We start from the raw sequence: 6,510 nt of genomic DNA, 5'->3' as shown, positions 1-6,510 counted from the left end.
TGCTGCCCAGGCCTGCCAGGCGCGCCTGCGCCTGGCGCTCGGAAGCCGTGGCCTGCGCCAGTGCGGCGCGCAATTCGTCCGATTCGAGCTGGGCCAGCACATCACCTTGGCGCACCTGCGCGACTTCTCTCACGCGCACCTGAACCACCCGCCCTGTGAGGGTGCTGCCCACATCCACCCGCGACAGGGTGGCCACGCGGGCAGAGAACTGCAGGGTGCGCACCAGCGGCGCAAAGCGCAGCGTGACGGCATCGAACTGCGGCCCCCGCAGCACCCACACCGCGGTGGCGACGCCAGCCAGGGCCACCAAGGCGATGGCCACGCCAGCAACCCACCAGCGGCGCTTCAATGAGGGCAGCATGGGCGGTGCTTCATTCGGAAAACAGCCCGCCAGCAGCTTGAGGGGGTGTAACGCCCAGGTGGCGGTAGGCGGCCAGCGTGGCGATGCGCCCGCGCGGCGTGCGCTGCAGGTAGCCCTGCTGAATGAGATAGGGCTCGATCACATCCTCGATGGTGCCGGCTTCTTCACCGATGCTGGCGGCGATGTTGTCCAGGCCCACCGGACCGCCGTCGAAGCGATGGATCAGCGCCTCGAGCAACTTGCGGTCCATCACATCGAACCCCTGCGGGTCGACATCGAGCATGGCGAGGGCTCGGTTGGCAATGTCGCGCGTGATGCGTCCAGAGCCCTTCACCTCGGCATAGTCGCGCACCCGGCGCAGCAGGCGATTGGCGATGCGTGGCGTGCCGCGCGAGCGCCGCGCCAGCTCAAACCCGCCCTCGTCGTCCATGGGAGTGCCCAGCAGGCCGGCACTGCGCGTGACGATGCGCGCCAGCTCCTCGGGCGTGTAGAACTCCAGCCGCGCGACGATACCGAAGCGGTCGCGCAGCGGGTTGGTGAGCATGCCCGCGCGCGTGGTGGCGCCCACCAGCGTGAAGGGCTGCAGGTCGAGCTTGATGCTGCGCGCGGCCGGACCCTCGCCGATCATGATGTCGATCTGGTAGTCCTCCAGCGCGGGGTAGAGGATCTCCTCCACCACGGGGGAGAGGCGGTGGATCTCGTCGATGAACAGAACGTCGTTCTTTTCCAGGTTGGTCAGCAACGCCGCCAGGTCCTTGGGTTTTTCCAGCACGGGGCCACTGGTCTGGCGCAGGTTCACGCCGAGTTCGGCCGCAATGATGTGGCTGAGCGTGGTCTTGCCCAGCCCAGGCGGGCCGAACAGCAGTACGTGATCGAGGGCCTCGCCGCGCTTTCTCGCCGCGCCAATGAAGATCTCCAACTGCTCGCGCGCTTTGGCCTGGCCCACGTATTCCTGCAGCAGCTTGGGGCGCAGCGCACGCTCGATGGCCTCTTCCTGGGGCGATGCAGGCGCCGCAGAAACCACCCGCTTTGGCGGCGCCGGCGCGAAATCATCCGTCTGAATGCTCATGGGGCTGCGTCAGTTGCCCGTCCATGCGTAGTAGGCGACACCTTCATAGTTGTAATCCTTGTAGGTGGCGATAACAAAATCCCGCTCGGCGGCACTGATGGTGTAGAAGTGCGTGCCCGTACTGGGCTTATAAAACCGGAAGATGCCCGTGGCACTGCCGCCCGCTGCCGCCTGGGCCGACCAAGCCGGGCCCTCGTACTTGAACGCGGGATAGGTCATCTGCACATAGTTGCGCTCGGCTGCGCTGATCGTATAGAAGTGCGCACCGGTCGTGGTGTTGTAGAAGCGGTAAACCACATCCTGCCCTGCAGCACTGGCGTCATAGGCATAGAAGGCAACGCCTTCATAGGAGAACGCTGGGTAGGTGGCGATGACGTAATCACGCTCCTGGGCACTGGGGGTGAAGAAGTGCGCGCCCGTGGTGGCGTTATAGAAACGATAAATGGGGCGGCGCGCACCTGCACTCGCCGTGCCCAGCCATTGCTTGAGCGCGGTGTTGTAGGCCACGTCAAAGCGGCCATAGAAATCGGCCGAGGTTGTCACACCGCACACAGCGTTGCCTGCGTACAGCGTACCCATGACGTAACGTCCGTCGCTCGAGAACAGGGCCGAACCGCTGCTGCCCCCTTGCGTCGTGCCCTGGCTCCAGCCAACGCGGTAGAAATTGCCGCTCGTGCCGCTGCAGGTGACCTGCGTGCCCCCCGCGCTGGTGCAGGAGGATTGCCCCACCACGCTTCCGAAGCTGATCTTCAGCAGATCGGCCTGTGGGTGGTGCAGGCCGACCACGGGAGTTCCCGTGGCAGCGGCGCCTGCCGAAGCATCCCAGCCGGCGAAGAACGTCCCGGCCGGCGGTGCGTCGTTCAATCGCAGGAAGGAGGTATCGGTGCTGCTGCTCGCATACAGCAGCGTCGCTCCGTTGTAGCGTTTGGTGGTGGCGCTGGACAGCGTGCGGCTGTTGCAGGTAGGCGAGCGGTAGAACCAGTCGGTCTGCAGGGTGGAGGCCGCTGTCTGCGACGAAATGCAGTGATTGGCGCTCAAGAAATACGGCGTGCCCGAGCCGCTCGCATCGCTGAGCAGCGTGCCCGTACAAGCGTAGGTGAGGCCATCATCATTGACAAACAGCATGCGCGCCACGGCATTGCGCTGGTTGGCGTAGGCGTCGTAGCAGGTCGCGTCCAGGTTGCAGGGGTCGGATTCATTGATCTTGGAAACCACCTCCTGCTCCTGCGGAATCTCGAGCGCCGCGAAGATGTGCGACACGCGCGGCACCGCGATGTCCAGCGCCCCGGCCGGCACGCCGGCGGGCAATTCGATTTCGAGCGTGACTTCGGCAGAGCCGATGTCGGGTGTCCACCAGGTTCGGCCGGCATCGCTGTGATCGCCGGCATTGCGGTTGCGCTCGATGCGCTGCAGCACTTCCTGGCCGGAAATCTGGAACACCGTGTCCGGCCGCGCCTGGCTGTAGACGCGCAGCATGGCGCTGCCCGGCAGCGCCCCGACACGCACCCCCAGGCGAAGGCCATGCGCCTCTTCAGCGGTGAAGCTGATGGCGGCCACCTGTGCGCCAGCTTCGCCAGCACGCCAGTTGAGTTGCTGGAGGGTCCGCTCGCGGGTGCCCGTGGCGGTCACGTCCCGCCCCGCGCCCACCAGCATGGGCCCCGTGGTGTCGCCCAACTGCTTGGATTGGGCCAACGGGCCCAGCGCAACGCGCGCGGGTACCGGGGCCAGCGCGGCCGAGCGCGACTTGACGCTCGAAATGAGCAGATCGTCCGCCTGCGGTGCCGCCCGCCCTTCCACGCGCAGTACCGGCGCGGGGGCCGTGGCGGCAGTGACCACCTCGCCGCCGCCACCACAGGCCGCCAGCGCCGCCACCCCCAGGGCCAGCGCCGCGCGCACAGCCGTTTGCATGTTCCAGACCATTCATCGACTCCCGTATCTACCTGTCACTACTTTGCCAGCGCCTTGAGCGCCAGCTTGATCCCGTCGCTCACGCCCACGTCGGCTGGCAACGCCTTCAGCGCCGCCGCAGCCTCTTTGTCGTTGTACCCCAGCGCCACAAGCGCCTGCAGGATATCGGCCTGGGCATCGCTCGTCACCTGGGCGTGCGTTCCCATTTCGGCACCCAGTTTGCCCTTGAGTTCGAGCAGCAGGCGTTCAGCGGTCTTTTTTCCGATGCCCGGCACCTTGACGAGGCGCCCAGCCTCCTGCAGCGTGATCGCCTGCGCAAGATCACCCACGCCCATGCCCGACAGAATCGACAGCGCCGTGCGCGGCCCCACCCCGGATATCTTGATGAGTTCGCGAAACGCCTGTCGTTCCGTTGCCGTGCCAAAACCGTACAGCAGCTGCGCATCCTCGCGCACGATGAACTGGGTGAGCAGGCTCACCCGCTCGCCCACAGCGGGCAGGTTGTAGAAGGTGCTCATGGGCACATTCACCTCGTAGCCCACGCCGTGGCAGTCCAACAGCACCTCGGGCGGGTTCTTCTCCAGCAGGGTGCCGGTCAATTTGCCTATCATTGATGTCCTTTGCCGGCCACCGGCCCTGCCGTCGTGCCGTCTTTTCCCATGTTTTCGGTTGCCTGACTGGAATTATCCGCGTGATCCTGCGCCACACCTTCACTCCCCACAACAACACCCGGCTTACCCACCTGTGCGGCCCAGCCGACGTGCACCTGCGCACCATCGAGGTGGCACTGCAGGTCGGCATTGCGCATCGGCACGAGCAGTTCAAGGTCGAGGGCCCCAAAGCCAAGGCCACGCAGGCGATGGAGTTGCTGCAGGCGCTGTACGAAATGGCCGAGCGCCCCATCACCGAGGACTACCTGCAGCTCATGCTGGCGGGCGACACCGCCCTGGTGGAAGCCCCCGAGGGCGCCATTGTCCTCAACACGCGCCGCGCCGACCTGCGGGGCCGCACGCCCACGCAGAACCTCTACCTTGAAAACATCGCCACGCACGACATCACTTTCGGCATCGGCCCCGCGGGCACCGGCAAGACCTACCTGGCCGTGGCAAGCGCGGTGGACGCGCTGGAGCGCAGTGCCGTGCAGCGGATCGTGCTGACCCGCCCCGCCGTCGAGGCGGGAGAGCGCCTCGGCTTTCTGCCCGGGGATCTGGCTCAGAAGGTGGACCCCTACCTGCGCCCGCTGTACGACGCGCTGTACGAGCTGATGGGCTACGACAAGGTGCAGAAGGCCTTCGAGCGCAATGCGCTCGAGATCGCCCCCCTGGCCTTCATGCGCGGGCGCACACTGAACAACGCCTTCGTGATCCTGGACGAAGCGCAGAACACCACGCCCGAGCAGATGAAGATGTTCCTCACCCGCATCGGCTTCGGCGCCAAGGCCGTGGTGACCGGCGACGTGAGCCAGATCGACCTGCCCAAGGGCGCCATGAGCGGGCTGATCGACGCCGAGCGCGTGCTCAAGCGCGTCAAGGGCATCGCCGTCACCCGCTTCACCAGTGCCGACGTGGTGCGCCACCCGCTGGTGGCACGCATCGTGGACGCCTATGACGCCCCGCGCCGAGCGGCGGCCGTGCGCGGCCGCGCCGACTGAAATGCTCTGTTTTTCATAGCTATTGACGCTTGCAGAACAAGCGCAACAGACCAAAATGACCTTGAATCACCTCTCCCTGTCCCTGCAGTTCGGCCGTTTCGAGGATGCCGCCGCCCACCGCGCCGTCCTGCCACGGCACAAGGTCACCCGCTGGATTCGGCACGCGCTGGCCGCCGACGCCGAAATCACCGTGCGCATCGTCGATGCCGACGAGGGCCAGGCCTTGAACCGCGATTACCGCCACAAGGACTACGCCACCAACGTGCTCACCTTCGACTACGCGCAGGAGCCCGTGGTGATGGCCGATCTGGTGCTCTGCGCCCCAGTGGTCGAGCGCGAGGCGCGCGAGCAGAACAAGACGCTTGAAGAGCACTATGCCCACCTGCTGGTGCATGGCACCCTGCATGCCCAGGGCTGGGACCACGAGACCAGCGCCACCGACGCCGAGGAGATGGAAGCCTACGAAACCGACATCCTGCAAGCACTGGGGTTTGCCGACCCCTATGCGCGCTAGTGCGCGGCACCGCAACGCCCCGCCGCAAAGCAATTCCACCTTTTTTGCATGTAATAATCCGCAGATACCGGCTTGTCTCCACCTAAGATCGCCACAATGATCCGGCGCTCGCGCCCCATCCACCAGGAGACAAGTTGGAAACCGTCCTGCTGCTCGGCGCCGCCTTCGTGGCCGGGGCCCTCAATGCCGTCGCCGGGGGCGGCAGCTTCCTGACCCTGCCGGCCCTGGTCTTCACCGGCGTGCCCCCCGTGGTGGCCAACGCCACCGGCACGGTGGCCCTGCTGCCGGGCTACATGGCAGGCGCCTGGGGGTTTCGGGAAGACACCGCCCCGCCGCCCGGCCTGACGATGCGCCTGCTGGTGGTGCTTTCGCTGCTGGGCGGAGCGGCTGGGGCGGCGCTGTTGCTGGTCACACCCGACGCCACCTTCCGCCGGGTGGTGCCGTGGCTGCTGCTGGCCGCCACGGCGTTGTTCGCTGTGGGCCCGCAACTGCGCCAGCGGCTGGCGGGCGGCAAGCCCTCCGTGGGCAAGGCCATCATCGGCGTGCTGGCAGTGGCGGCCTATGGCGGTTACTTCAACGGTGGCCTGGGCATCCTGCTGCTGGCCCTGTTCGGGCTGCTGGGCCAGACGCAGCTAAACGCCATGAACGGCCTCAAGAACTGGGTGTCGGCCCTGCTCACGGCGATCGCCGTGGCCATCTATGCGGCTGGCGGCGTGGTGCTATGGCCGCAGGCGCTGATGATGATGCTGGCGGCCACGGCCGGCGGCTACGGCGGTGCCCGCGTGGCACGGCGGATTCCAGCCCACTGGCTGCGCGCCGGCATCGTGCTGACAGGGTTGGTGATGGCCGGGCTGTTCTTCTGGCGCCAGTGAGTGCTGCAGCGGCGCCCTGCTGTCATCACGCGCCGCGCCTCCATTCATACCCTTTCCGATCATCAAGCGGGCGGATGAAAAAGCACCCGCCACGCCTTCGTGCAGAGCGTGTTGCTCCCGGGGCTGCGCGGTGCG

6 protein-coding genes and 1 pseudogene are annotated in these 6,510 nt (G+C 66.6%); 3 read left to right on the top strand and 4 right to left on the bottom strand.

Going from position 1 to position 6,510, the window contains the following annotated elements; translation table 11 throughout:
• The 4 genes and pseudogenes from ACDELDRAFT_RS17580 to ruvA form a co-directional block, all read right to left on the bottom strand.
• Positions 1 to 361 (bottom strand): annotated as a pseudogene (locus ACDELDRAFT_RS17580) (biotin/lipoyl-binding protein); the annotation flags it as partial.
• A gap of 10 nt (positions 362 to 371) precedes the next feature.
• Positions 372 to 1,430 (bottom strand): Holliday junction branch migration DNA helicase RuvB, encoded by a 1,059-nt coding sequence (ruvB, locus tag ACDELDRAFT_RS17575; RefSeq protein WP_005799316.1) that lies wholly within the window; start codon positions 1,428 to 1,430, stop codon positions 372 to 374.
• Positions 1,431 to 1,439: 9 nt separating this feature from the next.
• Positions 1,440 to 3,338 (bottom strand): trypsin-like peptidase domain-containing protein, encoded by a 1,899-nt coding sequence (locus ACDELDRAFT_RS17570; RefSeq protein WP_232504804.1) that lies wholly within the window; start codon positions 3,336 to 3,338, stop codon positions 1,440 to 1,442.
• Positions 3,339 to 3,376: 38 nt separating this feature from the next.
• A complete protein-coding gene (ruvA, locus tag ACDELDRAFT_RS17565) occupies positions 3,377 to 3,949 on the bottom strand; it encodes a Holliday junction branch migration protein RuvA (protein ID WP_005799314.1) in 573 nt (190 codons plus the stop codon).
• 80 nt (positions 3,950 to 4,029) lie between these two features.
• Here ruvA and ACDELDRAFT_RS17560 point away from each other — a divergent pair, with 80 nt between their 5' ends.
• The 3 genes from ACDELDRAFT_RS17560 (at position 4,030) to ACDELDRAFT_RS17550 (ending at position 6,375) form a co-directional block, all read left to right on the top strand.
• Complete coding sequence (locus ACDELDRAFT_RS17560) at positions 4,030 to 4,989, top strand: PhoH family protein (protein WP_040329763.1); 960 nt, start codon at positions 4,030 to 4,032, stop codon at positions 4,987 to 4,989.
• A 55-nt stretch (positions 4,990 to 5,044) separates the two neighbouring features.
• Positions 5,045 to 5,503 carry an rRNA maturation RNase YbeY gene (gene ybeY, locus ACDELDRAFT_RS17555; protein ID WP_005799312.1) on the top strand — a complete coding sequence of 153 codons (459 nt, stop codon included), beginning with the start codon at positions 5,045 to 5,047 and terminating at the stop codon, positions 5,501 to 5,503.
• A gap of 134 nt (positions 5,504 to 5,637) precedes the next feature.
• Positions 5,638 to 6,375 (top strand): sulfite exporter TauE/SafE family protein, encoded by a 738-nt coding sequence (locus ACDELDRAFT_RS17550; RefSeq protein ID WP_005799311.1) that lies wholly within the window; start codon positions 5,638 to 5,640, stop codon positions 6,373 to 6,375.
• Positions 6,376 to 6,510 lie beyond the last annotated feature (135 nt).

It is taken from the genome of Acidovorax delafieldii 2AN (genome assembly GCF_000175235.1).
Classification (GTDB): Bacteria; Pseudomonadota; Gammaproteobacteria; order Burkholderiales; family Burkholderiaceae_C; genus Acidovorax; species Acidovorax delafieldii_B.
This window is presented reverse-complemented; position numbering and strand designations above follow the sequence as displayed.